26 protein-coding genes are annotated in these 25176 nt (G+C 69.1%); 19 read left to right on the forward strand and 7 right to left on the reverse strand.

Annotated features, from left to right (window positions below; all coding sequences use genetic code 11):
* Positions 1–111: 111 nt before the first annotated feature.
* Positions 112–795, reverse strand: coding sequence for a DUF8829 domain-containing protein (locus ABN273_RS37440; RefSeq protein ID WP_349453866.1), 684 nt, complete (start codon positions 793–795; stop codon positions 112–114).
* 457 nt (positions 796–1252) lie between these two features.
* Positions 1253–2215, reverse strand: a complete 963-nt coding sequence (locus tag ABN273_RS37445) for an acyl-CoA desaturase (RefSeq protein ID WP_349453867.1) — start codon at positions 2213–2215, stop codon at positions 1253–1255.
* Between the two features lie 215 nt (positions 2216–2430).
* On the opposite strand from ABN273_RS37445, the gene ABN273_RS37450 reads away from it, so the two are divergent.
* From ABN273_RS37450 to ABN273_RS37465, 4 genes are read left to right on the forward strand one after another with little or no spacing between them, the layout of a single operon-like run.
* Positions 2431–3798 carry a cytochrome P450 gene (locus ABN273_RS37450; RefSeq protein ID WP_349453868.1) on the forward strand — a complete coding sequence of 456 codons (1368 nt, stop codon included), beginning with the start codon at positions 2431–2433 and terminating at the stop codon, positions 3796–3798.
* 2 nt (positions 3799–3800) lie between these two features.
* Positions 3801–5387 (forward strand): peroxidase family protein, encoded by a 1587-nt coding sequence (locus ABN273_RS37455; RefSeq protein WP_349453869.1) that lies wholly within the window; start codon positions 3801–3803, stop codon positions 5385–5387.
* Positions 5384–7561, forward strand: coding sequence for an alpha/beta hydrolase family protein (locus ABN273_RS37460; RefSeq protein WP_349453870.1), 2178 nt, complete (start codon positions 5384–5386; stop codon positions 7559–7561). The genes ABN273_RS37455 and ABN273_RS37460 overlap by 4 nt, the downstream gene beginning before the upstream one ends.
* A gap of 10 nt (positions 7562–7571) precedes the next feature.
* On the forward strand, positions 7572–7814 hold the full coding sequence (locus tag ABN273_RS37465) for a hypothetical protein (RefSeq protein WP_349453871.1): 243 nt from the start codon (positions 7572–7574) through the stop codon (positions 7812–7814).
* Positions 7815–8185: 371 nt separating this feature from the next.
* On the opposite strand, the gene ABN273_RS59780 is transcribed toward ABN273_RS37465, so the two are convergent.
* Positions 8186–8311, reverse strand: coding sequence for an integrase core domain-containing protein (locus ABN273_RS59780; RefSeq protein ID WP_502911188.1), 126 nt, complete (start codon positions 8309–8311; stop codon positions 8186–8188).
* A gap of 172 nt (positions 8312–8483) precedes the next feature.
* On the reverse strand, positions 8484–9833 hold the full coding sequence (locus ABN273_RS37470) for a sensor histidine kinase (protein WP_349453872.1): 1350 nt from the start codon (positions 9831–9833) through the stop codon (positions 8484–8486).
* Between the two features lie 464 nt (positions 9834–10297).
* Here ABN273_RS37470 and ABN273_RS37475 point away from each other — a divergent pair, with 464 nt between their 5' ends.
* The 5 genes from ABN273_RS37475 to ABN273_RS37495 all read left to right on the forward strand — a co-directional run bounded on the left by ABN273_RS37475 (position 10298) and on the right by ABN273_RS37495 (position 13442).
* A complete protein-coding gene (locus tag ABN273_RS37475; RefSeq protein ID WP_349453873.1) occupies positions 10298–10423 on the forward strand; it encodes a hypothetical protein in 126 nt (41 codons plus the stop codon).
* Between the two features lie 53 nt (positions 10424–10476).
* The gene (locus ABN273_RS37480; protein ID WP_349453874.1) at positions 10477–10620 is read left to right on the forward strand and encodes a hypothetical protein; all 144 of its coding nucleotides are present in this window, start codon (positions 10477–10479) and stop codon (positions 10618–10620) included.
* Positions 10621–10863: 243 nt separating this feature from the next.
* Positions 10864–12000: a sensor histidine kinase gene (locus ABN273_RS37485; protein WP_349453876.1), complete on the forward strand. Its 1137-nt coding sequence runs from the start codon at positions 10864–10866 to the stop codon at positions 11998–12000.
* Complete coding sequence (locus tag ABN273_RS37490; protein WP_349453877.1) at positions 11997–12692, forward strand: response regulator; 696 nt, start codon at positions 11997–11999, stop codon at positions 12690–12692. The genes ABN273_RS37485 and ABN273_RS37490 overlap by 4 nt, the downstream gene beginning before the upstream one ends.
* A gap of 42 nt (positions 12693–12734) precedes the next feature.
* Positions 12735–13442 carry an FkbM family methyltransferase gene (locus ABN273_RS37495; RefSeq protein ID WP_349453878.1) on the forward strand — a complete coding sequence of 236 codons (708 nt, stop codon included), beginning with the start codon at positions 12735–12737 and terminating at the stop codon, positions 13440–13442.
* A gap of 116 nt (positions 13443–13558) precedes the next feature.
* Here ABN273_RS37495 and vanY-N read toward each other — a convergent pair whose 3' ends face one another.
* Positions 13559–14128, reverse strand: a complete 570-nt coding sequence (gene vanY-N, locus ABN273_RS37500) for a D,D-peptidase/D,D-carboxypeptidase VanY-N (RefSeq protein ID WP_349453879.1) — start codon at positions 14126–14128, stop codon at positions 13559–13561.
* A 202-nt stretch (positions 14129–14330) separates the two neighbouring features.
* On the opposite strand from vanY-N, the gene ABN273_RS37505 reads away from it, so the two are divergent.
* The 3 genes from ABN273_RS37505 to ABN273_RS37515 are packed head-to-tail and all read left to right on the forward strand — an operon-like array spanning position 14331 to position 17003.
* On the forward strand, positions 14331–15005 hold the full coding sequence (locus ABN273_RS37505; RefSeq protein ID WP_349453880.1) for a response regulator: 675 nt from the start codon (positions 14331–14333) through the stop codon (positions 15003–15005).
* A 7-nt stretch (positions 15006–15012) separates the two neighbouring features.
* A complete protein-coding gene (locus ABN273_RS37510) occupies positions 15013–16518 on the forward strand; it encodes an ATP-binding protein (RefSeq protein ID WP_349453881.1) in 1506 nt (501 codons plus the stop codon).
* Complete coding sequence (locus ABN273_RS37515; RefSeq protein WP_349453882.1) at positions 16515–17003, forward strand: GerMN domain-containing protein; 489 nt, start codon at positions 16515–16517, stop codon at positions 17001–17003. The genes ABN273_RS37510 and ABN273_RS37515 overlap by 4 nt, the downstream gene beginning before the upstream one ends.
* A 47-nt stretch (positions 17004–17050) precedes the next feature.
* Here the strand turns inward: ABN273_RS37515 and ABN273_RS37520 are convergent, their stop codons facing one another.
* Positions 17051–18103: an aldo/keto reductase gene (locus tag ABN273_RS37520; RefSeq protein WP_349453883.1), complete on the reverse strand. Its 1053-nt coding sequence runs from the start codon at positions 18101–18103 to the stop codon at positions 17051–17053.
* Positions 18104–18231: 128 nt separating this feature from the next.
* Here ABN273_RS37520 and ABN273_RS37525 point away from each other — a divergent pair, with 128 nt between their 5' ends.
* The 4 genes from ABN273_RS37525 to ABN273_RS37540 all read left to right on the forward strand — a co-directional run bounded on the left by ABN273_RS37525 (position 18232) and on the right by ABN273_RS37540 (position 21416).
* The gene (locus ABN273_RS37525; RefSeq protein ID WP_349453884.1) at positions 18232–18879 is read left to right on the forward strand and encodes a TetR/AcrR family transcriptional regulator; all 648 of its coding nucleotides are present in this window, start codon (positions 18232–18234) and stop codon (positions 18877–18879) included.
* Positions 18880–19038: 159 nt separating this feature from the next.
* Positions 19039–19812 carry a hypothetical protein gene (locus ABN273_RS37530; protein WP_349453885.1) on the forward strand — a complete coding sequence of 258 codons (774 nt, stop codon included), beginning with the start codon at positions 19039–19041 and terminating at the stop codon, positions 19810–19812.
* A gap of 1 nt (position 19813) precedes the next feature.
* Positions 19814–20005 (forward strand): hypothetical protein, encoded by a 192-nt coding sequence (locus tag ABN273_RS37535; protein ID WP_349453886.1) that lies wholly within the window; start codon positions 19814–19816, stop codon positions 20003–20005.
* Positions 20006–20531: 526 nt separating this feature from the next.
* Positions 20532–21416, forward strand: coding sequence for an alpha/beta fold hydrolase (locus ABN273_RS37540; protein WP_349453887.1), 885 nt, complete (start codon positions 20532–20534; stop codon positions 21414–21416).
* Positions 21417–21498: 82 nt separating this feature from the next.
* Here ABN273_RS37540 and ABN273_RS37545 read toward each other — a convergent pair whose 3' ends face one another.
* Positions 21499–22440 carry a LacI family DNA-binding transcriptional regulator gene (locus ABN273_RS37545; RefSeq protein ID WP_349453888.1) on the reverse strand — a complete coding sequence of 314 codons (942 nt, stop codon included), beginning with the start codon at positions 22438–22440 and terminating at the stop codon, positions 21499–21501.
* A gap of 218 nt (positions 22441–22658) precedes the next feature.
* Between ABN273_RS37545 and ABN273_RS37550 the strand changes: the two genes are divergently transcribed.
* The 3 genes from ABN273_RS37550 to ABN273_RS37560 are packed head-to-tail and all read left to right on the forward strand — an operon-like array spanning position 22659 to position 25161.
* A complete protein-coding gene (locus ABN273_RS37550) occupies positions 22659–23399 on the forward strand; it encodes an ABC transporter permease (protein WP_349453889.1) in 741 nt (246 codons plus the stop codon).
* Positions 23396–24187, forward strand: a complete 792-nt coding sequence (locus ABN273_RS37555; protein WP_349453890.1) for an ABC transporter permease — start codon at positions 23396–23398, stop codon at positions 24185–24187. The genes ABN273_RS37550 and ABN273_RS37555 overlap by 4 nt, the downstream gene beginning before the upstream one ends.
* Positions 24184–25161, forward strand: a complete 978-nt coding sequence (locus ABN273_RS37560) for an ABC transporter ATP-binding protein (protein ID WP_349453891.1) — start codon at positions 24184–24186, stop codon at positions 25159–25161. The genes ABN273_RS37555 and ABN273_RS37560 overlap by 4 nt, the downstream gene beginning before the upstream one ends.
* The last annotated feature ends 15 nt before the right edge of the window (positions 25162–25176 follow it).

The raw sequence follows: 25176 nt of genomic DNA on the forward strand, positions 1-25176 counted from the left end.
AACCTCATCCGCCTGGATGCCTGGTGGAACGGACACCCGCTCGACCGGACCCGCACCAGCCACCTCGCCCGCCTCGAACTGGCAGAACTCGCTCTCGCAGCCTGAGACGAGTTAACCAGCAGGATCGAAGGAACGCATGATGACGCCGCCCGCGGCTCTGGCGGCCCGGGCGAAGCTCAGCATCAGGGACAAGGCCATGATCTCCATGCTCATGGCTCTCATCGCGTTCTTCCCGAGCTCGACCTCTGCGACAACCTCCAGGGGGTCGTGCGCTCCGTCGCTCACGTGGCAGGTGAACATGTGCGGGCCGGGACCCACGTGGGTCGAGAGCCACGCGAGCAGGTCGGCGGTATGTTCCTCCGCTTCCAGCACCACTCCGTGCGGCAGAGGGTCCAGCAGATCCATTGTCCGGATGCTGAGCGTCCGGAGCCGTTCTCGATGCGCGAGCGAGGCCACGAGTTCGGCGATGGGCTCGCCCCGATATGGGAAGGGCTCATCCTCCTCGCACACAGCCAGGGCGTATCGAGCCCTGCTCATGGCCGAGTCGGGCGGCAACTGCTCCGCCTGGCAGTATTCGGAGTATTCGGCGGGGATGAAGGCCCCGGTCATGACTCTGTGGCCGGCCCCGAGCATGGAGCGCATGGTTTGCTCGCATACGGCGAGATATCGATCGTAGTCGTCGAACTCGAATGACGGGTAGGACGCCGTCATGGTGGCCAGGTCAAGCTCGTCCAGGAGCAATGCCATACCGATGACATCGCCCCGGCGGGTCTTCCGCCTTCGCTTCTTTCCCATGCGGGGACAGTAGTGAGGGCCGCCCGCCTGCATGCTCCCCGAACCGCATTCTGTGGACAAGGCGGTCCGGCGTGTGCCGCACCCAGTTGGCCGGCGAGAACGCTGTTGAGCCGCACAACCTGGATCGCCCAAGAACGCGCGGTTGCTCGGTGGTTGCTCGCATGTGCGCGATACAGCGCGGCAAACACAGGTACCGGCCGACAGGACAGCGGGGAGAATACCGGCCACAGCACTACAAAACGACACTCGGTGGCACTGAGCTGCACCGTTGCGCAGGGGCTGGGGTTCTTCGTGTCCGGCTGTCTACGGCTCTTGCCGAGCGTTTGCGGGTACCTGCGCCAAATACGTGCGCACGTTCGTGGCGGCCTGGCGATCACTCATCGCGGAGTGCGTCAGTAATGCGGCGCCGGCCGTCGATCGCTGCGGCCAGGTCTCTATGGGCGGCAGGCTCGCCGTGTCATCGCAGGGAGTCGGCACCGTAGTCGGGACTGTGGTCGGTGCGGTGGGTCGTCAGGCGATCGGGGTTCGGCCAGCGTACGCCGTGGGCCCAGCCCGCCCGCTCGAACCAGCGGATCAGCCGCGCGCTGGGGTCGAGCTGGCCCTTGAGCACGCCGTGCCGGGCGCAGGTCGGCTCCACATGGTGCCAGTTGTGCCAGCCTTCGCCGAGTGTCAACATCGCCACCCACCACACGTTGGACGAACGGTCCCTGGTGCGGAACGGGCGGTCACCGAAGGTGTGGGCGATCGAGTTCACCGACCAGGTGACGTGGTGCACCACGGCGTAGCGGATTAGACCGCCCCACAGGAGCGCGCTCCACGCGCCCGACCACGACATCGACCACAGTCCGCCGGCGGCTGCCGGGAGCGCGAACGACATGAGAACGACCGCCGGGTAGGCGGCGTCGAAACGTCGCACGTCCGGGTCGGTCAGCAGGTCCGGCACCCAATGCCGGCGACTGGAGCGGTGATGGGCCGTGTAGAACCAGCCGATGTGGGCGTGCAGCATGCCGCGCAGCAGCGCCAGGCCGCTGTCGCCGTAGCGCCACGGCGAATGCGGATCACCTGCGCGGTCGGCGTACTTGTGGTGGCGGCGATGCTCGGCGGCCCACAGCGTGAGGGGGCCTTCGACGGCCATGCCGCCGGCCAGCATGAGCGCGATCCGTAGCGCCCGGTTGGCCTTGAAGGCGCGGTGGGTGAAGAGGCGGTGGTAGCCGATGGCGATCCCGAAGATGCTCACCAGGTACATCGCGACCGCGATGATCAGGTCGCGGGGGCCGATGCCCCAACCCCAGGCAGCCGGCACCGCGAGGGCCAGCAGCAACACGGGCAGGACGACCAGGACGATCAGATAGGCGGTGCGGCGGCCGGTGGTGACCGTCACCGTCTCCACCGTGCCCGGCTGCGGCATGGGTGACGGCACGTCTCCTCCCATGGTGATGCGGAACGATCGGGCTCCCATTCAACGGCCAGGCCCATGGACTGTGGCAATGCCCTGACAGTGACGGGGCAATTACCGTGAGGAAGCAAAACAATGCACTCGGCTGTCATGAAGAAAAGGTGTGACACCTCCCTAGATTGTGATTGCACAACGTGATCATCGTTGTGCGCTCCGACATCAGGCGGAAGGTCCACGGAATGGGTGCTGTCGATCAGGCGACCACGGGCGGCCATCTGGAGAGATACGACGAGGCGCTGGCCAGGGACCCGATGTCCGCGTTCAGCCTGGTCCGGGAGTGGATGCGTACCGACTGGCGGAGCCTGTTCGCCGAGTTGCGCGAGCGGCGCCCCATCTTCGTCACACCCGCATTCACGGTCGTGACCCGCTTCGCCGACGTCGCCGAGGTGCTCTCCCACGAGCAGGTCTTCTCGGTACGTGCCTTCGGTCCGCGCCTCGACGCCGCGCTGGGCGCCCCCTTCATGCTGGGCAGGGACGCCACGCCGATGAACTGGCGGGAAAAGGGCCTGATGCAGCTCATGCTCGACCCGCGGGACGCGGCCGACGTGCGGGAGCTGGCCGGCTGCCTCGCCGACGAACTGCTCGACGCCGCCTGGCCCGACGGACGCCTCGAAGCGGTCAACGGGCTGTTCCGCCCTGTCGCCCTCGGCGTGTGCGCGCGGTATTTCGGCGTTCCCGGCCCCGATCCGCAGACCCTGGGCCGGTGGACGCGGGCCATCGTCGCCGACGGCTTCGCCAACTTCCTCGGAGATCCGGAGATCCAGGCCGCGTCCGTCAGAGCCGGCACCGAGCTGGTCGGATACCTGCGAGACCGCCTCGCCGAGCACCGGGCCACGCTGCGGGCCGGACGGGACCTCCCCGACGACGTCTTCGCCCGCCTCGTCCGCTCCTCCCTGCCCGCCGGGGCCGCCGTGACCGACGACCGCATCGTGATCAACATGGCCGGACTGCCGCTGGGCTTCGTGGAGAGCGCGCCGGGAGCCATGGTGGAGGCGGTCGAGCAGCTCCTGTTGCGCCCGCGGGTGCTCGCGGAGGCCACGGCCGTCGCCGGAGACCCCGAACGGTTCGACCCGTACGTCTGGGAGGCACTGCGGTTCAGCCCGTTCTTCAAGCTGCTTCCCCGGCTGTGCGAGCGCGACCATGTCCTGGCCGCCGGCACCCCGCGCAGCACGGTGATCCCCGCGGGCACGTTCGTGCTTGCGGCACCGGCCTCCGCCATGTTCGACGCGGCCGTGGTGCCGGCACCCGACGAGTTCCGCCTCGACCGCCCTCGCCACCATCAGCTGTTCTTCGGCTCCGGTCATCACGCCTGCCTCGGCGTGCACGTGGGCGGCGCGGTGATCGCCGAGACCGTACGCCGCCTGCTGCTGCGTCCCGGCGTGCGTCCGCTCCCGCCGCCGGCGGGCCGCGTCAAGCGGACACTCGGGATCTTCCCCGACACCTTCGCCCTCGGGCTCGGCACCGAGGGGCGGGTCGCCACCGAAGGGCTCGCCACCGAAGGGCTTGGCGCCGAAGAGCGGCTCGGCATCGACGGGCGGGAAGGCTGACGATGGCGGCGAGCCGAGCACGCGCACGCAGCATCGCCACGGACGGTCTCGCCAACCGGCTCAGGTTCCTGGCCCTGACCAACGGCCGACCGTTCTGGGACCTCGTACAGAGAAGCCAGCCGGTCCGGCGCGCGATCAACGCCTCGCTGATCGACCATGCGATCCGCGAGATGCCGCCGCGCCCCGAGCCGCTGAGCACCATGGCCGACTACACCTCGTGGGCCTCCTTGACCGACCGCACCTACAGCGGCAGGCACCTGCCCCCGATCGCCGTCGCCGAAGGGAACCGTCCTACTCCCGAGAGCGCCGGCCGCCTGTTCACCCGCGGCGAATCCATGATCCCCTGCCCGCGCTCCACGGTGCTTTTCGCGTACTTCGCCCAATGGTTCACCGACGGTTTCCTCCGCGGCGACACCAACATCCCGCGCGACCCGCGCAAGAACAGCTCCAACCATCACATCGACCTGAACCAGGTGTACGGCCTCGACGAGGCGGCGACGGCCGCACTGCGCGCGTTCGACGGCGGGCTGCTCAAGAGCCAGCTCATCAACGGCGGCGAGTTCCCGCCCTACCTGTGCGAGAACGGCAAGATCAAGCCGGAGTTCGCCCCGCTGAGCGTCATCCGCTTCGACCAGCTCTCCGACGCGCAACGCGACACGCTGTTCGCCACCGGCAGCGATCGGGGCAACGGCCAGATCGGCTTCACCATGCTCACGGTGCTGTTCCTGCGCGAGCACAACAGGGTGGCGCGGCTGCTCGCCAGGGAACATCCGCGCTGGGACGACGAGCGACTGTTCCAGACGGCCCGCAACATCCTCATCGTGCTGCTGATCAAACTGGTCGTCGAGGAGTACATCAACCACATCACCCCCTACCAATTCCGGTTCACCCTGGACCCGCGGCTGTCGGCGCGGCTGGCCCGCGCGCCCTGGCACCGGCAGAACTGGGCCTCGGTGGAGTTCAACCTCGTCTACCGCTGGCACAGCCTGATCCCGTCCCACCTGACGGTGGGCGGGCGTGACCTGCCGATGGCCCAAACCTTTTTCGGCAGTGCGCTGATCCCCGGCCCCGGCCTCGGGCGGTTGTTCGAGGACGCCTCCAGCCAGCGGGCCGGCCGCATCAGCCTGTTCAACACCGACCCCGTCCTGCGCGAGATCGACGTGGCCAGCATCGCCGACTCCCGGGCGCTCGGCCTGGCCCCGTACAACGACTACCGCGAGCACTGCCGCTTCCCCAGAGTGCGTGCCTTCGAGCAGATCTCCAGCGATCGGCGGGTCAGCGGCGCGCTGCGCGAGCTCTACCGCGACGTGGACGACGTCGACCTGTACGTCGGGCTGTTCGCCGAGGAACCCGGATCCCCCGCCGCGATCCTGCCTCCGCTGCTGACCAAGATCATCGCTATTGACGCCTTCTCCCAGGCGCTCACCAACCCGCTGCTGGCTCCGCGGATCTTCAACGCCGCCACGTTCTCCCCGGAGGGTGTGCGGGTCATCGCGGCCACGCGCACGCTGTCGGACGTGCTGCGCCGCAACACGCCGGAGGACCTGAGCCCCCGCCTCGTCAGCATGTCCCGGCGGACCCGGTCATGACCGCGGAGAACGATCCGGCCGCCGGGCCGCTGCGCGCCGCGGCCCGCGAGCTGGTGGACATCGCGCTCACGATCCAGGACGCGGCGGCTCACGCCACGGCCGCGCTCACCGACGACGCACTGCTGCGCGCCCTGCCACACGCTCCCTCGGCGGCCCGGCAAACCTACCGAGCGCTGCTACGGGCCACGACGAACCGTCAGGGCCTCGGGTGCGCGCTCACCGGCGGCCGGCTGGCCACCGTGTCCGCCAAAGCCGGTGCCATGCTGGGGGCCGAGAGTCTGGCCGTACGTGTGCTGGCCACGTCGCTTCGGTTGCGCGTGGCAGCCGTGGCGGTCGCTCACCCCGAGCTGACCGGGGACCCCATGCTCGCCCGGCTCATCGACGCGGCCGCCGCCGACCGCGATCTGGAGGCCGTCCGGGCCCTGCGCTCCCTGCTCAAGGACCGTGGTGCGGTGCACGCGCTCAGCCAGCTCGCCCCGGTCTTCGGCGAGGTTCTCGCGCTGCGCGCGCTGCTGGACGAGAACCCGCTCAACGACGCCACCGCCTGGCTCATCGCTACGGGAAAGGGCTTCGCCACCGCCGATCCGATCACCGGCATGAGCAACAGGGCCGTCGCCGTACTCGACACCGGGGAGGGCGCCGCGCGCCGGATCGAGCTGACCGCGGCCGAGTCGGCCCGGCTGTGCACGCGGGGGTCGTTGCTCGGCTTCCTGGGCAACATCAGCACGATCGGCACCACCGGGCGGGCCCTCGTCCAGAGCGTCGAAGGACCCGACGGTGTGATCCGCCACGTCCTCCAGGCGCCGGGCATGCGAGTGGGACGTCCCGACGGCGAATCGCCCCAGGACCTGCTCGGGGCGTTCAGCAGCGCCGTCCTGGCCAGCAGCCCCTACAGCCGCGCCCTGGCCGAGGCCGTCGCCGACTACGGGCTTCCTCCGGGCGCTGAACTGGCGCTCGTCGGACACAGCGCCGGCGGGGCGGCGATCATGAACCTGGCGCAGGACCCTGACTTCTGCGCCCGTCACACGGTCACCCACGCCGTCGCCGTCGGCTCGCCCGTCGACTTCAAACACCCCGCCGACCCGCGCACCTGGGTGGCCAGCGTCACCAACCAGCACGACATCATCCCCACCCTCGACGGGCAGGGCGCCGGCACCTGCTTCGACCTGCACCCTGACTGGTACGTGGTCGATTACGGCGATTCCACCCACCTGTTCCCGCACTGCCACAGCATCGAGCACTACCTCGCCAACATCACCGACCACCTGCCTGAAGCTCGCGATCTCATCGACGAGCGGCTTACGCCCTTCCGGGGGCAGGTCGTGCGTTCCCAGGCGTACCTGCTGTTCGACCGCCCGCCCGACCCGGAGGAGTTCCCCTTCCTGACCGTGCCCACCCGCGCCGTGGAAAGTCCGGAGGGAACCGTCGAACTGCCGATCAGGTGCCGCGACGGCAACGCGCTCACGGCGTACTTCGCCGTGCGCCCGACAGCGGCGGCCGGCCTGCTGGAGGGCACGGGGCTCGGTCCCGCCGTACAGGTGGCGGGCCATGCGCTGGTCGCCGTGCACGCTGCCTGGAACCGGCACACCAGTGCGGGCGGCTACGGGGAGTTGCATGTCGGCGTCGTCGCACCCGGCCCGTTCCGTCGACGCTCCCGTCCTCCCGTCTGGTCCGACCTGCTGAGGCGACGTTCCTGTCTTTCCGTCTGGCCTGACCTGCTGCGGGCGGCGGACCTGCGCCGCTCCGGCAGCTTCCTCGTCGGCTCCGCGGTCGACACCACGATCGTCCGCGCCCTCGGCCCGCGGCTGTGGGGCGGCGAGACGTACCTGACCCCCCTGGAGCTCCGGCTCGGCACCCGGTCCGCCCACGTCACCGTCGGCCAGATCCTCACTCTGCGTGGACGGCTCGGTCCTGGACTGCCCCTGAGCGATCCCGGCCTGGTCGGCTACACACGCGAGGCCGGTGCCGTGCTGCGGTCCTGCGTCCGGACCCGCGGGCAGGCCCGGCTGCACCCGGCGCCGTCATTGCGGCTGGTCGTCGAGCCGCAGTCGACCCACCCGCTGGCCGACCAGCTCTGCGAGCTGGGGCTCGACGGCGCCCGCCCGCTGCTGTGCCTGTCGGCCACCACCCGCCAGACGCTCCGGGACGCCGCCGTCCCGGTGCCGCCCGCCTGACGGAGGAGTCATGTCCGCCCAGATCGCCGCGATCATCGCCCACGCCGAAGTCCTGCGTTCGGACGCCCGCGCTCTTGCCGCCTGTACCGAGCGCCTGCGCGCGATCGAGGCAGGGCTGAAGGCCGGCGGCGGGGCACCGCATTGGCTGCACGCATCGGTGACCGCCCACCTCGCCGCCTGCGCGGCGGCCGCCGCCGACCTGGAGACGGCCGCGCAGCGCCTGAGCCGCTACGCGGACGAGGCGAGCCCGTGACAGGGGCGACTCGCCACACGCGGGCCAACGACAATAAAGCGAAAGCGGGCGTCGCGATCAGGGCGTGTGTCTCATGGACATGGCCGGTAGGCTCCCTTGCGCCTGAAGGGTGACAGCACTCCACGGGCGAGGATCGTTGGCCACGCCGCGCGAACACATATCGCCGACGGTAAAGGATGTGCGGTTGCTCGCGTGTACGCGATACAGCGGGGCATCCATCGGGTTCAGGTCCCACCCGCCCTACCTAATCCACCTGCGGCGCTGCATCAGGCATGGACTCCGTGGGTCGGACGCCATCCCGCGCGGGGACCGAACGGGGACCGCCCGCAGCATCGCCGACGCGATCTTTATGCCGTCCCCGCCTGCAGCGGTCAAAACTCGCACTCACCTTGATCGGGAGGTGGTTGCCCACGAGCCTGATGCGGCCGATGCGCGTTGTAGTGATCGATGTACTCGTTCAGGGCCGAGCGCAGGTGACGTTGGCCGTAGATCAGCATGCGGTCGGTGCGCACCGAACGGATCCAGGCCGCGGCCCAGCGACATCAGCCAGCCGAACACCCGGAGCGCGAGCAGATAGAGCAGGCGGACAAGCACAAGACGCGGTCTTTCCTGCGGGAACGGACCCCATGGGGACCAGCGACTGACCGGGCTACGACGCCGGGAGTAGTTTCAGCCAGGCGCCAGTGGGAGGCTCAGGACGAATTTGGCGCCTTGCGGTGAGTCCTCCACGGTCAGGGTTCCTTGGTGCACTTGGGCGATGGCCCGCGAAATGGCAAGGCCGAGACCGCTTCCTTGCGGATCACGCCGGCGCCCTTCCGCCAAGCGGACGAAGGGTGCAAAGACCTGCTCGCGGTCCGCTGGGAGGATGCCGGCGCCGTCATCAACCACACTGACCATCGCCTGTCCGCCCAGGCGCGCCACACGGACCTCAACACACGTCCGGGCGTGACGCTGGGCGTTGAGGAGAAGGTTCATCAGCACCTCGGTGAGTTGCACGGGGTTGCCGTACACCTCCACGTCCTCTTCGGCTTGGATTCGGACCGGGACCGTGGTGTCCTGTCGTGCGACTTCCTGCCGTACCAGAGCAGTGAGATCTACCTGTTCGTGCTTGTGCGGGGAGGTGCGCACGCGAGTCAGCGCCAGCATCTCGTCGATGATCAACTGGCAGCGGTCCAGTGTGGACAGAGAATCTTCGACCGCAACGCGCGGGTCCACATCGGAATACAGCAACGCCTCTTCCAATTGGGTACGTAGCCCCGTCAGCGGGGTGCGCAGCTCGTGTGACACCATCGAGGCGAAATGGCGCTGATGGTCGACCGCTTCCTGCAACCGCGACAGGGTTTCATTGGCGGTGCGGGCCAGCCGCGCGATCGCGTCCCGCCCGGGCGGTTGCGGGACGCGCAAGCTCAGGTCGGTCACGGTGACCTGGGCGATCCGCCTCCGTATCGCCTCGACCGGGCGCAACGCCTGCCGGACCAGTATCCAGGTCGCCCCAGCAAGAATTGCGCTGCCGATCAGGGCGCCGCCGCCGAGGACAAGCTCCAGGGCGTGCGTGGCCAGGATCGTGGGTTGACGGCGACCGGCGTAGACGATGTGGGACTCGCCGCCCCACAACAGCTGCTCCTCTTGCGGCGAGGGCCTGACAGCGGTGAGCATCACACACTGCGCGGCGCTACATTCCGTGCGGTGCTCGATGCGGTCGTCGGATGGGGGCCAGAACTCGCTCAATCTCGGCCGTCCCGCAGCGGCTCTGTTGGCCGACACGACCCGTCCGGATGAGTCGATGAGCTGGATCAGGCTGACGTCGGAGGTGGTCACTGGGGGTGGAGGCCGTGCCTGGTTCATCGCTCCGATCCAGTCGACGGCCGCGCGCTCGGTGTTTTCGAAGATCCGCTGCTCGACTTCTACGCGGATCATCAGATCCGCGGCGATTCCGATCACGCTGAGAGCTATCAGCGACAATAGTCCCGTTGCCAACGTCAGGATGGCCTGGACAGAAAGGCGGCTGGGAAGCGACACTTGTTACCTTTCTGGTCCTGCTTGCCTCGCAAGAGATGCCAGACACGTTCAGCTCTCGTTGTTGCCGCGCCTTTCTCGCTGCCGGCGTGTGTCCGGCATGCAGGCCTGACGGTCACTGAGAATCGCCAGCGCTCCGCACCGCCGGAAGTTGTCCTGTCCATGGGCTCTGTGAAAGGTGGCCTTGCATGCTCACCGCTATCACTTCCCAGGCCGGTCATGGTGGGCGACCACGCCTACGGTCAAATTTCTTCGATGCTTTGTCCGGTTTCTCGGCGCATGCTCCAAGCGCCAGTCATGCCGTCGGCTCGCAGTTGCTCCACCGACGGTGTGGTCGTTGCTGTACCGGCGCAGCCGATGGCCGTCTGTACCTGCCGTTAACGTCATCTGTGCAGGTCAAACGGGGTTCCTGACCCTTCGCGACGTGTACCTGTTCCGGCTGCCGACAGCCACCGGGGCGGAGCAGAATGATCATTCGTGCTCTTCCGCTGGGCGAGGAAGCGTCATGCTCGCATGTGCGCGTGCTTCGCCGCTTTGTCCCCGCGGCGGCCTTCGACAAGCAGATCCGCGAGCTCAACCGGATGCCCGGCTGACAACCCAGCTCTCGCCCCACAAGCACACCGACACGAGGGCTGGCAAGGCAGTCGTGGCCGAGGCCCTGCACGTCGGCCTCATGGACACCGACATGGGGGCGCGATTCGACGGTTCGGAGAGCAGCCCGGAGGACGTCGTACGGCAGGCGTTCGACGGCGTCGAGGAGGCGCGTTCGAGGTGCTCGCCGGCGAGTTGACCCGTAACGTCAAGCGTGCCCTCTCCGCCGTCCTGTACCCCGAGCCGGCAAACTTGGCCAAACGATCAAGCCGGGCGCCTTGGCGGGAGTGGATGAGGCCGAGGGTTTGGTGCCGGTCATGTGCCTGCCTTCAGAAGCAGGATGACCTCGTCGGCCGCTGCCGGGAGGTCGCCGGGGCCGGATTCGATGAGCACGTAGGGTTGTGGCGTGTTGAGCATCGTCCATAGCGCTCATCGTGCTCGGGTGCCCGCTTCCCCGGCCGACCCGGGGAAGCCCATGGTGCCGCGAAGTCTGTACTTTGTCGCCGCGGGATTGGCCGCCCTGCTCAATGGATGGGCGTTCGCGGTCGTTCTCGGGGCGGGCGTTCCCGGGGTGCTGTTCGGGGCGTTATACGGGCTGCCGGTGGTTGTGGCGTGGTACCGGCCGATGGTCGCGTGGTGGCTCATGCTGGGGCTGCTTCTCCTTGCGACGGCGCTCAGCGTCGCCGACTGGCGGCCCTGGCTCCTGAGTGAGTCGGTGACACAGGCACCAGTGATGTTCACCCTGGCGCTGGTGTCCGCGCGGCGGGTCACGGCCGTGGCGTTCCTGACCACGCTGGCGGCGGGGGTGTTGTCAGTGCTCTGGGTACGGCCCGAGTCGCCGCACGTGGTGCAGGCCATGGTGAGCTGGAGCCTGGAGCTGCTGGCTGTGACGATGATCGGGCACAGCTACAGGATGCGGCGGCTGAGCACCCTGCGGGTCGCGGAGGAGCACGGCAAGCGGCGGCTGCTGGAGGAGCGCGCGCGGATCGCCCGTGAGCTGCACGATCTGGTGGCTCATCACATGTCGGTCATCGCGGTGCAGGCCTCGACGGCCCCGTACCGGATCAAGGGCGGGGCATCGGAGGAGGTGCTGCGGGAGTTCCGCGACATCAACGCCGCCGCGAGCACCTCGCTGACTGAGCTGCGGCAGCTCCTCGGCGTGCTGCGGGGCGATCGGGACAACCCGCTGACAGCACCGCAACCGAGCCTCGACGGGCTTGCCGAGCTGGTGGAGTCGGCGCGGCGGGCGGGCACGCCGGTCAACCTGGAGCTGCCGGAGCACACTCCCGAGGTCGGCGCGGCCATGTCACTCACGGTGTATCGGATCGTGCAGGAGGCGCTGAGCAACGTGATCAAGCACGCCAACGGTGCCGCGACAGCGGTGACGATCGCCCTGGACGGCCGGAACCTCGTGGTCGAGGTGGTCAATGAGGCGGGGGCGGAGTCGGTGCCCGGATCCGGGTACGGGCTGGTGGGCATGCGCGAGCGGGTGGCCCTGGCAGGTGGTGAGTTGTTCGCGGGAACGCTGGCCAACGGGCGTTACGCCGTGCGGGCCGTACTGCCGCAGGGGGAGAAATGATCTCCGTTCTGGTCGCGGACGATCAGGCGATGGTCAGGGGAGGGTTCGCGGCGCTGCTGTCGGCGCAAGCCGATATCGCGGTCGTCGGCGAGGCCGCGGACGGCCTGGAGGCGGTGGACCTGGCCAGGAGGACGCGGCCGGACGTGGCGCTCATGGATGTCCGCATGCCGCATCTCGACGGGCTTGAGGCCACCCGGCGGGTGGTCGAGAGCGTTCCCGGCACCAAGGTGGTGATCCTGACCACGTTCGACATCGACGACTACGTGTACACGGCGCTGCGCGCCGGGGCCAGCGGTTTCCTGCTGAAGGACGCGCCGCCGGCCGATCTGATCAGCGCGGTGCGCGTGGTGGCCGCGGGAGAGGCGCTGCTGGCGCCGTCGGTGACGCGGCGGCTCATCGAGGAGTTCACGAGCAGGCAGTCGATCGACGAGCGCGAGGCGTTGCGGCTGAACGTGCTCACGCCCCGCGAGCTCGACGTGCTCAGGCTCATCGCCGACGGCCAGTCCAACGCCGACATCGCGGGCAGCCTGACGATCGCGGAGGAGACCGTCAAGTCTCACGTGGGACGGATCCTCGGCAAGCTCCACCTGCGCGATCGGGCGCAGGCCGTGGTGCTGGCCTATGAGAGCGGCCTGGTGGTGGCCGGGCGTCACTCCGCAGAGGCACGGCGGAGCAGACGGTTGCGCTCCTGAGGGTGATCCGCGTGCGCCGATCTCACCCCTACCGTCCTTGGCATGATCAGATTGTCGACGGCGGCCATGGTGGCCCGCACACTTTCCCGGGAGTCCGAACTGCGCGGGTTGTCGCAGCTCGTGGGGCGTGGCGACGTGTGCCTGGACATCGGCGCCGCCTACGGGATGTACACCTTTCCCCTCGCTCGCCTGGTGAGGCGCACCGGGCAGGTGCACAGCTTCGAGCCGCTGCGCCTGCCGTACCAGATCCTGGAGTCGGCACGGCAGGCCGCGGGGGCCCGCCACGTGATCACCACCAATGCCGCGCTTGGGCCCTCCAACGGGCGGCAGAGGCTCCGCTTGCCGTACCGGTTCGGGCTGCCCAACCACGGCTGGGCTCACCTGCAGGTGGGGGTGAAACGTCCGGGTGATTCCGGGGGCAAGACCCTGGAGGTGCCCGTTTACACCATCGACCACGTGTGTGAGACCCGCAGGATTCCATGGGTGGACTTCATGAAGGTGGACGTGGAGGGGTTCGAGTCGGCGGTCCTGGAAGGCGGGCGCCGCACGATCGAGCGCCACCGGCCCAACCTCCTGCTGGAGATCGAGGACCGTCATCTCGACAAGTACGGCATGAGCGCGGCCGACGTGACGGAGCCGCTGCTGAGGATGGGATACCGCATGTACATCTGGCGGCGCGGCCACTGGCAGAGGACCGACGCGATAGACCATCGGCGCCGCAACTACCTGTTCAGCAGCCGGCTTCCCTGACATCGAGCTGGACCGGATCGATGGGGTCACGGGCCGACCTTCTCGAGGCGATCGACCAGCGCATGCACCAGCGTCAACATCCCCAAATCGCACACATGGGTGGACCCGGACCTGGGCTACTGGTCCCCGTTCTCGATGACGTAGCCCACGCCGGGGTGGGGTCGTCGCCGTGGTGGCGTGCCGCCGCAGTCTGGGCGGTGCTCGAAGTGCCACCACTCGTTGTCGTACATGCGGTAGAGGTCGTAGCGGGCGCCGTGTTCCTCGAGCCAGCGCGCGCCTTCGTGCGGGCGCACGTCCAGCGCGATGCCCTTGACGTGGCTGGATTCCGCCGGTGGCAGCACGAGCATTCGTGCCGAGGCCGGGGAGCCGGAGCGGCGCACCTCCTCGTCGAACATCCGTTGCTGGACAACGGGATCGCGGTATCCCGAGGTGAGGCCGATGAGCTGGCCGTGACGCCAGAGCGCCTCGGTGCGCGCCGCGGTGAACGCCGCCATGGCACCGTCGGTGAGCCCGGTGAGGTCCTCGGCGGGGAATCGCATCCGTAACGCCCAGCGGCAGGCCAGTTCGCGGGCGCGGCCGGGATGGCGGACGAACGCCGCGGGCAGCAGGAGCACCGCCAGCACCAACGTGACCGCGGCGTACAGCCGGTCCCGGGGCCGAGGTGGGAGGGTGCGTGGTTCGTTCATGACGAATACGATTGGCGCCGAATGTGCGTGCGTTGTCAGCCGCATGTCACCGTTTCTCGACGGCTGCGACCGTCGGCGCGATCGTCGGCGCGACCGTGACACAACCATGACACGGCGCGGACGAGGCGGAGACACGGCCGGCCCACAGTGGATGGGGTTGACCGGCGGGCGAATTACGGAGCGTGCTGTGAAACTCGGCGGCGTGTCGCGAGTGTTGTTGATCGAGGATGACCCGGCCGTGCGGGAGGGTCTGGAGCTGGCCCTGACCCGGCATGGGCACCGGGTCCGCGCGGTGGAGTCCGGCGAGCAGGGGCTGGACCGGCTGCGTACGGACCTTCCCGACGTCGTCGTGCTCGATCTGATGTTGCCTGGCATGGACGGGTTCGAGGCCTGCCGCCGCATCCGGGCGACGGGGGAGGTACCGATCATCATGCTGACCGCGCGCGGCGACGACATGGACGTGGTGGCCGGGTTGGAGGCGGGCGCCGACGACTACGTGGTCAAGCCGGTGCAGCCCAGGGTGCTCGACGCACGCATTCGCGCGGTGCTCCGGCGGATCGGCCGGGACCAGGCGGAGCTGGAGCGGTACGGGGACCTGACCATCGATCGGGCCGGGCTGGTGGTCGCCAACCGCGGCGTGCCGGTCAGCCTCGCCCCGACCGAGCTGCGCCTGCTGCTCGAGCTCTCCGGCACGCCGGGCCGGGTGCACAGCCGCCAGCAGCTGCTGGAGTCGGTGTGGGAGCACGGGTATTTCGGCGATTCGCGTCTCGTGGACGCATGCGTGCAGCGGTTGCGCGCGAAGATCGAGGACGACTCGGCGGCGCCCGTCTACGTGCAGACGGTGCGTGGGTTCGGGTACCGGTTCGGGCCGGTGTGAACAGCCGGTGACACCTCGGCCGAGCCTGGGGCTGCGTGCCCGGCTGTTGCTGGCGTTCGCACTGCTGTGCGTGGTCACCGCGGCGGCGGTGGCCGGCGGGATCTACGTCCAGGCCCGCAACGACATCCTGCAGCGGGCCCAGGATGCCGCGGTGGAGGCGATGAGAGGCCGCCTGCAGACGGTCTTCCCGTTGTCGAGTGCGACGCCGGACTCGGAGGAGCTCGACCGGATCGCCCGCACCGTGGCCGACGGGAGCGGCCCCGTCATCGCCGTCTACCACGGCATGTACTCGACGGTCGGATGGGCGCCGGGGCTCGGCCCGCCGCCGGGGGACGGGAGGGCGCCCAGGAGCGCGTCGCCCCTGCATCCCGGGGTGATTCCACAGGGGCTGCGGCAGATGGTGGCGGTCGACGGCGACATCGGGTGGCAACGCGTGGTGTGGCAGGGCGCGCCCTTCCTGATCATCGGCGCGCCGTTGCTGATCACCGAGCGGGGCGGGGAGGCGCGGTGGTCCGGCATCGAGGTCTACATCGGGCACAGCCTGCTTCCCGAACAGCGCAGCATCGACGGGCTCGCCGCGTCCGCCTGGCTCACCGGGGGGGCGGCCCTGGCGTTCGCGGTCGCCCTCGCGTTGCTGGCCACCCGTGGCGTGCTGGGCCCGGTGCGCGAGCTCGGCCGGGCGGCACGCCTGCTGGGCGAGGGCGAGCTGCGGACCAGGATCGCGGTCCGCGGCTCCGATGAGCTGGCCGACGTGGCACACACCTTCAACAACACCGCCGCGGAGCTGGAACGGCACGTCGAGCAGCTGCGCGGGATGGAGGCCGACGCCCGCCGGTTCGTGGCCGACGTGTCCCACGAGCTGCGCACCCCGCTGGCCGCGCTCGCCGCGGTCGCCGACGTCCTGGACGAGGAGGCGGCCCGGCTGCCCGAGACCGCCGGCAGAGCCGCCAGGCTGGTCAGCCAGGAGACGCTCAACCTCACCGGGCTGGTGAACGACCTCATCGAGATCAGCAGGTTCGACTCCGGCGTCGCGGCCCTCGCGCTGAACGAGGTCGACGTGACCGAGCTGGTGCGCGCGACCCTGCGTACCCGGGGCTGGCCGGAGCAGGTGCACACCGAGCTTCCACCCGCGGTGACGGCACGGCTGGACCCGCGCCGAGTGGACGTCATCCTCGCCAACCTGGTCGGCAACGCCCTGCGGCACGGCGAGCCACCGGTGTCGGTACGGCTTTCCGCCGACCCGCACTGGATCGCTCTCGAGGTCCGCGACCACGGACCGGGGCTGGACGAAGCGGTGCTGCCGCACGTGTTCGACCGGTTCTACAAGGCCAGCGCGGCCAGGGCCAGGTCCGAGGGCAGCGGCCTCGGCCTGGCCATCGCGCGGGAGAACGCGCGTCTGCACCGAGGCGACCTCACCGTCGCCAACGCCCCGGACGGCGGCGCCGTCTTCACGCTGCGCCTGCCGCGCCGGGCAGACGATCCGGACGGGCAGATCAAGGGAGGCCCCGAGTGAAGACCGGGCTCGCCCGCCGCATGCTCGCCGCGGGCCTCGTATCGCTCGTCACCGTGGCCGGCTGCGGCGTACGGCCCAGCGACGCCATCTCCGCCGGCGACCCGCCGAGCGGACCCGTCGCGCCAATCACGACGATCACCCTCTACCTGGTGAAGAACGGCCAACTCAGCGAGGTAACGCGGCGGCCCGGCGGTCGTCCAATGTTCCAAGCGGACACGCTCGCGCTGCTGGCAGCCGGACCCACCCCCGAGGAACAGGCGCGCGGATTCACCACCGACGTCCCGCCCGAAGCCGGCCCGTTCTCGGTGACCGCCAAGCCGGCCGGCGACTTGGTGGTGACCCTGTCCACTCCGGCCGGCGAACTGTCCACACTGGCCGTCCAGCAGATCGTGTGCACGGCCGCCGCCAGGGCGCCGGAAAAACCTGTCCAGGTCACCGTCGTCGGTGCTGGGCAGAGCGTCGGCCCCCGGAGCTGCCCGGCGTAACGGTAGCGACCTGTCCCTCTACTTTGGCTGGATCGCCGTGGTCTTGGTCAGGCGGCAGCGCGTTCGTCGAGCGGCCGGCGGCGCAGGCGCGCGTGCTCGATGGCGGGCGGGTTGTAGGCCATGTCGAGCGTGCCGATGTCGGTGCCGGGTGGCACGATCTCGTCGATCCGGTCGAGGATCTCGTCGGTGAGCGTGACGTCGACGCCGGCGAGCAGGTCGTCGAGGTGCTCCATGGTGCGCGGTCCGATGATCGCGGACGTGACGCCGGGGTGGGCGACCGCGAAAGCCATGGCCATGTGGGTCAGCGGGATCCCGGCGTCCTGGGCCAGCGGGATGAGCTGCTCGACAGCGTCCAGACGGCGCTCGTCGCTCAGGTGCTTGAAGCCGAACCGGGACCTGTGTGTGGTGTTCTGCTGGTTCTTGCGGTAGCGGCCGGTGAGCAGGCCTCCGGCGAGCGGGCTCCAGACCAGGGTGCCCATGCCGTACTGCTGTACTACGGGGAGGACTTCGCGCTCGATGCCGCGGTTGAGTATCGAGTACGGAGGCTGCTCGGTGCGCAGCCGGGTCAGGCCGCGCCGCTCGGCGACCCAGTGGGACTGGACGATGTCCGAGGCCGGCAGCGAGGAGGTGCCGATGGCCCGGACCTTGCCGGCACGCACCAGGTCGGTGAGCGCTGAGAGGGTCTCCTCGATGTCGGTGTCGGGGTCGGGCCGGTGGATCTGGAACAGGTCGACGTGGTCGGTGCCCAGGCGGCGCAGCGAGCCGTCCAGGGCGCGGACCAGCCAGCGGCGTGAGGCACCCGACCGGTTGGGAACGACCGGGGTGGCGCCGCTGGGGTCGTAGTCCACGGGAAACCTGGCCTTGGTGGCGAGCACGATGTCGTCGCGGCGCCCCTTGAGGGCCTTGCCCACGATCTCCTCGGACTCGCCGTGGGAGTACATGTCGGCGGTGTCGATGAAGTTGATCCCCGCGTCCAGGGCCTTGTGGATGATCTTGATCGAGTCGTCATGGTCAGGGTTGCCGACGGCGCCGAACATCATCGCGCCGAGCGCGTAGGGGCTGACCTTGATGCCGGTCCGGCCGAGAGTGCGGTACTGCATGACGCTTCTCCTGGGGTTGTGGTCGAGGTGTGGTGGGGGCTCGTTCGGATGCCGTACGCTCAACGAAGCGGAACGTCTTTCCGGAACTATACGGAAAGGCTTTCCGGTTATGCAAGCGAAGGAGTGCTGTGACGGAGAACACGGCGCCGGCCGGAGTGGACTCGACCGGCTCGGCGGGTGCGGGCGGACCCGGACGCGGGCCGCGTCGGCTGCGAGCCGACGCGCAACGCAACATCGACTCCTTGCTCGAAGCAGCGAAGGCCGTCTTCGGCACGTCAGGCGTGGACGCGCCCGCGAAGGAGATCGCCGATCTGGCCGGCGTCGGAGTCGGAACGCTGTACCGGCACTTCCCGCAGCGCTCAGACCTGGTCAAGGCCGTGTTTCAGCGCGAGGTGGATGCCTGCGCCGACGCGGCTCCGGCGCTGACCGCAGCGCACGAGCCGGCAGTAGCACTCGCGAAGTGGCTCCACCGGTACACCGAGTTCCTCGCGACCAAACGAGGACTCGCCACAGCCCTCCACTCGGGCGATCCGGCCTTCGACGCCCTGCCCGGCTACTTCATGCAGCGACTCGGCCCCACCCTTGGGTCACTGCTCGAAGCCGCGACAGCAAGCGGCGAGATTCGTGCCGGCATCAGCCCCAAGGACCTCCTGTACGCCGTCGCCAATCTGTGCATGCCGGTGACGGACGAGGGAGTCGCGTACAGCCAACGCATGGTCGCGCTCCTCATCGACGGGCTGCGCTACGGCGCCGGTAGGAGCCAGGCTCGCCCCTGAAGTCGTACGCAGACCGGTTCCTTCCTGCGGGATCCGAGCGGACAGGCGGAGCAGTCGCGCGACCTGTTTCGACGCTGCCCCTTGGCACGGAGCCTGGACGCCTGCGATTTCCCGGTCATGATGGGAGCGAGCCGACCTTTCCTCCGAAGGGTGTCCCGCATGCCGGTGTTCGGGCTTATCGTGCCGTGCTCGCTCCTTCCTTTCGGGCTGGGCCTGTCTGTCCTGATCGTGTTGGTCCTCGAATGGCTGGCGCCGGACGTGATCCCGTTCGAGCTGGGCACCTTCTGGGCGGTCCGGCAGCCCTTCTCGACGGCCTTCGGCGACTCGATCGTGCAATCCTGGCCCGTGCTCGCCGCCGGGGCTCTGCTGACGCTGATCTTCCTCCCCGCCAAGCGGCAGCAGCAGCGCCACCTGGCTCTGTACGGCGCGCCGGAGGGCCGGGTGGTCACGCTCGGCCCCGGTGCGGTCGTCTTCAACAGCGTGCTGGAGGAGGTCCTCTTCCGGTGGCTGCTGTTCTACGCGGCGATCGCCGGCGCGGTGGCGATGGACTACATCGTGCTCGGGTTCGCCGAGCTCCACCCGGTCCGGTGGTTCTTCACCGAGCTGCTGATCCCGGCCGCCGACTGGGCCACCGCCGGGCGATTGCACGATGTGCTGACCGCCGGCCCATGGACGGTGGCCGCCGCCATGCTCACCAGCAACGGCCGGTTCCGCAACGGCCACGCCTACCAGGGGCTCCTCGGCTTCGCCTGGTCCTGGTACATGGGGATGTTCCTGTTCCTGATCATGTTCGAGCACGGCCTCCCGCTGGCGATCGCCGTGCACGTGGCCTACAACCTGGTCATCCTGGCCGTCCACCTGGCCATCGTGGGCACGATGCCGCGCCTGCTGCTGCTCGAGCGACCGCCCCTCCCGTACGAGGGGGAAGAATGATGTGCGCAGGCTACGCGCCGCACGGCTGCCCTTCGTCGCCGCGGTCGGCAAGGAGTCCACGTCGGCCCTCTGGCTCGCCGGAGCCACGCAATCGGCGCTCAAGTCCGTCGTCGACCAGCACGAGACGATCAACCGGCTCGGCGCGAAACTCTCCGGCACCGAGGACCTGCACACCGCCATCGCCATCCGCTAACCGCACCGCCGCGACGGCCGTGGAACCCGGCCCCCTGCAGGACCAGTTCGTCCAGTCAGCAGACCGCCTCTTCGAGGCCGTTCTGTCGCGCTACGAGTGAACCGCCGGGCGGGGCCGCGGACGAGCTGTCCACGGCCCGTGGCGAGTTGCCCGACCGCAGTGTCGATGCTCTGCGGGCTCCCTCCCGACGACGCTCGAGTTCGACTCGAACGTCGCACTATCGATCTTCAAGCGCAACTGGCCGGCGCCCGGCTTCACTTGGATGGGCATCGAGGCCTTCACCGCCTGTTCCTGCTGGAGGAGGAGGATCGGCGAACGGTCCTCATGGGCGAGCTGTTCTGGGTGGAGGATGTCGTCGTGATCTGCGGGCCGACCGGCTCATGGCCACTGCGTGGAGCCCGCATGACGACGGCGAGCTCCGCGGGAGCGCCGAGGCCGATCCGTGCTCCCGGCCGGTCGGCGACACACGGACTGACCAACCAGATGACTGTCGGTGCCTTGGGGAAGTCGAGCGAAAGGTGCTTCCATGCCTACATCACCCTTACCCACCATCACGGATCCGGCCGCTGTCTCGGCTGACCAGACCCGCATCGGCTACCGCACCGTGGGCACCGGGCCAAGCCTCGTCCTGATCCAAGGCGCCATGGGCACCTGCGAAAACTTCACCGAACTCGCCGACCTGCTCTCCGACTCCTTCACCGTGATCCTGCCCGACCGCCGCGGCCGCGGCCTGAGCCCACGCCCCTTCGAACCCGGCCACCAGGCCGCCCGAGACATCGAAGACCTCGCCGCAATACTCAACGCCACCGGCGCCACCGACATCTTCGGACTCAGCACCGGCGCACTGCTAGCACTCGAAGCCGCCCGCACACTCCCCAACATCCGACGCGTCGCAGCCTTCGAACCCCCCATCTACCTCGACGGCCTGCCCACCGAACTCATCACCCGCTTCCACCACGACACCACCCACGACGACCTGCCCGCCATGCTGATCACCGCCATGAAACTCACCGGCCTCGCCCCACGCCCGATCGAACTCATCCCGCGGCTCCTCCTGGAAGCCGCCATGCGCCTCGTTCTACGCCGCGAAGCCCGAGCAAAGCCAGGGCGTTACGCCTCCACCGCCGAACTGGCCCGAGCCCTGCCCTACGACATCGCCGTCGTCGAGCAACTCCAAGACATCACCCGCTACAGCGCCATCAACGCCGAAGTCCTGCTCCTCGGCGCCGAACACAGCCCGCCATACATGCGAGCCGCACTGAACGCCCTGGCCAACACCCTCCCCACAGCCCAACGCATCGAACTGGCCGGCGTCGGCCACGGCGCCGCCTGGAACACCGACCGCAGCGGCAACCCCCACACGGTCGCCCCCGCCCTACGCCACTTCTTCAACCCCGCACAACCGAACTGAGCAAGCCCGACCAAGAAGTAGGCCGGACGGCGTCCTCGGCGCGGGCCGCCGGGCGAACCGGATCCCTCTGCGGGCGATCCCCCTAGCTGATCGGGACGGTGAGGCGGCGGCTGGTGGGGGGTTGCTCCCTGCGTTCGCCGAGGAGGGTCATGAGCTGATCCATGGCCACCTCGCCGAGCTTTTCGCCGTCCACGTCGATCGAGGGCACGTCGCTCAAGCCGAGGCTCTCGACGATCACGCGCTCCGAGCTGACGACGACATCGCGGATTCCGCGGCTGAGCAGGGCGAACATGAGGCCGAGGCCGATCGAGGTCGCGTAGGGGACTACGGCGGTGGCGCGGGCGGCCACCACGGCCTCCGTCGTCTCCACTCCGGCGGCGAACGTCGAGGGGTAGGGGCCGAGCATGGTCAGCGTCGCGCCGCTCGACTCGGCCGCGGCGCGGATGGCTGCCTGGCGCTGGCGATCCTGCCAGGAGCCCGCCGGACCGCCGATGTAGACGATGCGCTCGTGGCCCTTCTCGACGAACCAGGTGACGAGCGCGCCGAAGGCGGTGGCCGTGTCGGCGACTGCCGACGTCATGCCCTCGACCTCGCGGTCGATGAGCACGGTCGGCTTGAACGACGCCGCGGCGCGGACGATCTCGTCTGAACCCCGGGGCGCGGTGAGCAGGAAGCCGTCGACCTGGTGCGCGAGTTGCTCGACCGCAGCGAGCTGGGCCGCGTGCTCCAGAGAGTGCACCGCGATGGTCAGCTGCATGCCCGAGTCGGCCGCGCGTGCCTGGGCACCGCCGATGATCGGGGTGAAGAAGGTGTTGTCGAGCGTGGGCACCACGACGGCGACCACCCCGGTCCTCCCCCGGGCCAGCTGGGTGGCTGCCCGGTTGGGGACGAATCCGAGCTGCTCGGCGGCTGCGCGGACGCGGGCCACCGTTTCCGGGGCGGCCAGGTCCGGCCGGCCCAGGGCGCGGGAGGCCGTCGCCTTGGAAACCCCGGCCAGCGCGGCGACGTCCGCGAGTGTCGGCACTGATCTCCTCCTTGAGTCGTTACCCGGAATTCACACGGGGGTTTGTGCGTGAGGCCGCTCATAATCTATGGTCAGGCTCATGCAACCGGTTCCACAACCGGTTCCACTGCAAGCGTACGCCACAGAGAAAGGACGCCGACATCTCCCGCACATCGGCCTTTCTACTGGTGCCTGGTCTCGTCCTTCTCATCGCAGGTTTCCTCGTTCCCTCCGCCGCGATGCTCTTCGCGCCGCCGGACGTGCCGACCAGCGAGATCTTCGCACGTCTGGGCGAGATGCTCACGGATCCCTACGACCTGGAGGTGATCGGGCGCACGGTCGGGCTGGCCCTGGCTGTCACGATCATCTGCGTCGTCCTCGGCTTCCCCATCGCCTACTGGCTCGCCCGCTCGCCGTCACGCTGGAGCGGGGTCTTCCTGGCAGTGGCGATCTTCCCATTGATGCTGAGCAACGTGGTGCGGACGTTCGGCTGGCTGGTGATTCTCGGCTCCAAAGGGGCGCTCGGCCAACTGCTCGTCCAGCTCGGCATCGTCGACGTGGCGCCGCAGCTGCTCTACACCAAGCTGGCGATCGTCCTCGGCCTCACCCAGCTGTTCCTGCCGCTGGCGATAATCTCCTGCTACTCGGCCGTCGCCCAGGTCGATCCCGGCCTGGACGACGCCTCGCGCGGGCTCGGCGCGAGCAGGATCCGTACGATGTGGAACGTCGTCATCCCGCTGACCATGCCGGGCATCGTGGTGGCCGCCACCCTGGTCTTCGCGGGGTCCGTCACCGCCTACACCACGCCCTATCTGCTCGGCGGGTCCAGCCAGCGGATGCTCTCCACGCAGCTGTTCAACTACGCGAGCACCACGGTCGACTGGGCCTCCGCCTCGGCGACGGCGCTGATCATGACGGTTCTGGTCTTCCTGGTCTCCGGGCTGTCCTCGCTGATCGGGCGGAAGGGGGCCACCTCATGAAGCGGCCGATCACAGCGGCGCTCGCGGTCATCGGCTACGTCATCATGATCGTGCCGATCATCTTCGTGGTCGCCACCGCTTTCACGGCGGGAAGCACCCTGAGGTTCCCGCCCGACGGGATCTCGCTGCGCTGGTTCGACGAGGCGCTCGGCTACGAGCCGTTCATCGAGGCCGCGATCTCCAGCCTGGAGCTGGCCGTGCTGGCCACCGCGCTCGCGCTGCTGATCGGCGTGCCTGTCACGCTCGCCGTCCACCGTGGCAAGCTTCCTGGCAAGGGCCTGGTCGAGGGGTTGTTCCTGTCGCCGCTCATCGTCCCTGAGCTGGTCGTCGGCCTCGCGCTGTTCCAGCAGCTGATGATCGGCCTGGATCTGGACAACTTCAGCACCCTGCTGGTCGGGCACACGGCGCTGATGCTGCCTTATGCGGTACGCGTGACCGGCGCCTCGCTCGCGCTGGCCGACCCCGTCCTGGAGGAGGCCGCCCGGGGTCTCGGCGCCTCGCCGCTGCGCGCGTTCTTCAACGTGACGTTGCCCGTCCTGCGTCCGGGGATCTTCTCCGCCGGGCTGCTCAGCGTGGTCACGTCGTTCAACAACGTGCCGCTGTCGCTGCTGCTGCAGGGCCGCGACTTCCGGACGCTGCCGGTGACGATGCTCGACTACGTGCAGCAGTCCTATGACCCGATGGTCGCCGCCGCTTCCACCCTCATCCTGGCCGCCACCGTGGTCATCGCGGTGATCGCCGAGCGCACGGTCGGATTCGCCAAGATCTTCGGAGGGATCAACCAATGACCGCCGCCGCCGAGTTGATCGGAGTCTCCCAGAGGTTCGGCTCCTTCACCGCCGTCGACAAGATCGACCTCGCCGTGCCGGCCGGGAAGCTGACGACGCTGCTGGGCCCGAGCGGCTGCGGCAAGACCACCACGCTCAGGATGATCGCGGGCTACTCGGCGCCGACGTCGGGGACGATCCGCATCGACGGGATCGACAGCACGCGCACGCCGCCGGAGAAGCGGAATCTGGGGATGGTCTTCCAGTCGTACGCGCTGTTCCCGCACATGACGGTGGCCGACAACGTCGGGTACGGGCTCAAGCTACGCAAGGTGCCGTCCGCGGAAAGACGGTCGCGGGTCATGGAGACGCTCGAGCTCGTCGGGCTCGCGCACCTGGCCGACCGCAAACCGAAGAAGCTCTCCGGCGGGCAGCAGCAGCGGGTGGCGCTGGCCAGGGCGATCGCGATCAGGCCCAAGCTCCTGCTGCTCGACGAGCCGCTGTCGAACCTCGACGCCCGCCTGCGCGTCCAGATGCGGGCCGAGATCAGGCGCATCCAGGCGGAGACCGAGCTGACCGTCATCCTCGTCACCCATGACCAGGACGAGGCGCTGGAGATGTCCGACGAGATGGTCGTCATGAACGAGGGCAGGATCGTGCAGCAGGGCCCTCCTCAGCAGGTCTTCCCCCGTCCGGCCGACCGCTTCGTCGCCGAGTTCCTCGGCTACGAGAACTTCCTCACCGCGGCCGACGGCACCCCTCTGACCATCCGGCCCGAGCATCTGCGCATCGCCGAGCAAGGTCACGGCCTTGACGCGACGGTGGTCGACGTGGCCTTCCGCGGCGTCGACCTGCTGGTCTCGCTCGACGTGGTCGACCCGTCAGGCGCGACCGTCAGGCTGCTGGCCGACGTACGCAGCGGCGCGACCCTGACGCCCGGATCGAGCGTCACGGTGATCGCGCCAGACGACCATCTGGTCTCACTCCCCCGCTGAAAGCCCGCTGAAAGA

This window comes from Nonomuraea sp. B19D2 (genome assembly GCF_040137845.1).
Classification (GTDB): Bacteria; Actinomycetota; Actinomycetes; order Streptosporangiales; family Streptosporangiaceae; genus Nonomuraea.

Coding starts and splice junctions, on each gene's coding strand:
- ABN273_RS37475 (WP_349453873.1), top strand. CDS start 10,298: ATGATCATTCGTGCTCTTCCGCTGGGCGAGGAAGCGTCATGCTCGCAT.
- ABN273_RS37490 (WP_349453877.1), top strand. CDS start 11,997: ATGATCTCCGTTCTGGTCGCGGACGATCAGGCGATGGTCAGGGGAGGG.
- ABN273_RS37520 (WP_349453883.1), bottom strand. CDS start 18,103: ATGCAGTACCGCACTCTCGGCCGGACCGGCATCAAGGTCAGCCCCTAC.
- ABN273_RS37450 (WP_349453868.1), top strand. CDS start 2,431: ATGGGTGCTGTCGATCAGGCGACCACGGGCGGCCATCTGGAGAGATAC.
- ABN273_RS37460 (WP_349453870.1), top strand. CDS start 5,384: ATGACCGCGGAGAACGATCCGGCCGCCGGGCCGCTGCGCGCCGCGGCC.
- ABN273_RS37440 (WP_349453866.1), bottom strand. CDS start 795: ATGGGAAAGAAGCGAAGGCGGAAGACCCGCCGGGGCGATGTCATCGGT.
- ABN273_RS37550 (WP_349453889.1), top strand. CDS start 22,659: ATGCTCTTCGCGCCGCCGGACGTGCCGACCAGCGAGATCTTCGCACGT.
- ABN273_RS37560 (WP_349453891.1), top strand. CDS start 24,184: ATGACCGCCGCCGCCGAGTTGATCGGAGTCTCCCAGAGGTTCGGCTCC.
- ABN273_RS37555 (WP_349453890.1), top strand. CDS start 23,396: ATGAAGCGGCCGATCACAGCGGCGCTCGCGGTCATCGGCTACGTCATC.
- ABN273_RS37540 (WP_349453887.1), top strand. CDS start 20,532: ATGCCTACATCACCCTTACCCACCATCACGGATCCGGCCGCTGTCTCG.
- ABN273_RS37495 (WP_349453878.1), top strand. CDS start 12,735: ATGATCAGATTGTCGACGGCGGCCATGGTGGCCCGCACACTTTCCCGG.
- ABN273_RS37465 (WP_349453871.1), top strand. CDS start 7,572: ATGTCCGCCCAGATCGCCGCGATCATCGCCCACGCCGAAGTCCTGCGT.
- ABN273_RS37530 (WP_349453885.1), top strand. CDS start 19,039: ATGCCGGTGTTCGGGCTTATCGTGCCGTGCTCGCTCCTTCCTTTCGGG.
- vanY-N (WP_349453879.1), bottom strand. CDS start 14,128: ATGAACGAACCACGCACCCTCCCACCTCGGCCCCGGGACCGGCTGTAC.
- ABN273_RS37455 (WP_349453869.1), top strand. CDS start 3,801: ATGGCGGCGAGCCGAGCACGCGCACGCAGCATCGCCACGGACGGTCTC.
- ABN273_RS59780 (WP_502911188.1), bottom strand. CDS start 8,311: ATGCTGATCTACGGCCAACGTCACCTGCGCTCGGCCCTGAACGAGTAC.